Source organism: Oleiphilus sp. HI0125, assembly GCF_001635355.1.
In genome coordinates this window covers 1-1,133 of the sequence record NZ_LWGF01000141.1, presented here as the reverse complement: position 1 = coordinate 1,133, position 1,133 = coordinate 1, and the positions used below count along the sequence as shown (strand labels likewise).

Below are 1,133 nucleotides of genomic sequence, written 5' to 3'. Positions count from 1 at the left end.
GATTCCGAATCGATGGCGTTCTTCATCCCGTATACGAATTTCCCGCTAAGGTCGGGATTGCCGTCACCAGTCGCCTTAAAATATTAGGCCGATTAAACGTTGCAGAGAAACGTAAACCACAAGATGGCCGAATAAAAACAAAGAACGATAAAGACAAAGAAATCGAACTTCGGTTATCGACCCTACCAACCGCCTTTGGCGAAAAGCTTGTGATGCGTATTTTTGACCCTGATGTGCTGCAATGTAGTTTTGCAGATCTCGGGTTTGCGAATGAAGATCTAAAACGCTGGCAGAACATGATTCGCCAACCGCATGGAATTATCCTTGTCACAGGCCCAACTGGTTCCGGTAAAACCACAACGCTTTATTCAACGCTTCGCGAACTTGCAACACAAGAAGTTAACGTGAGTACCGTCGAAGACCCAATCGAAATGATTGAGCCCGCATTTAATCAAATGCAAGTGCAGCACAATATCGATCTGGGGTTTGCAGATGGTTTGAAAGCATTGATGAGACAAGACCCAGACATCATCATGGTTGGTGAGATTCGCGATTTAGAAACCGCTGAAATGGCGATTCAAGCCGCATTAACTGGCCACTTGGTTTTATCCACCTTGCATACCAATGATGCTCCAAGCTCTATCAGCCGTCTTTTGGAACTAGGTGTCGCGCCCTATTTGATTCGCGCAACCTTGCTTGGTGTCATGGCACAGCGTTTGGTACGTACACTGTGCCCAAGCTGTAAGACAGAAACCGTAATTGATTCCAATGACTGGGCAGAACTAACCAGCCCATGGAAAACCAAACAACCTGAGAAAGCCTGTAAACCGGTCGGGTGTTTGGAGTGTAGAAACACCGGTTATCATGGTCGTGCAGGTGTATACGAAGTGATGCCGCTTAGCGAACAAATGAAAGCCAATATTCATGACCAAACCAATATCATGGATTTGCGCAAAATTGCGATAAAAGAAGGTATGCAGTCTTTACGTTTGAGTGGCGCCCACAAAGTTGCCTCGGGCCAAACGACCATCGACGAAGTGTTGCGCGTAACCCCCGCAAGTCTCAGTCGCTGAACAGACTATTCCAGCGCCATTCAGCAGTATCTCCTTGAAGCCTCTCTGGCACAGCGCGTA

1 protein-coding gene is annotated in these 1,133 nt (G+C 47.1%); it reads left to right on the top strand.

Annotation, left to right across the window (positions count from 1 at the left end; translation table 11 throughout):
* Positions 1-1,073: GspE/PulE family protein (locus A3762_RS02465; protein ID WP_197468957.1), on the top strand; the 1,073-nt coding region annotated here is incomplete at its 5' end.
* Positions 1,074-1,133: the final 60 nt, after the last annotated feature.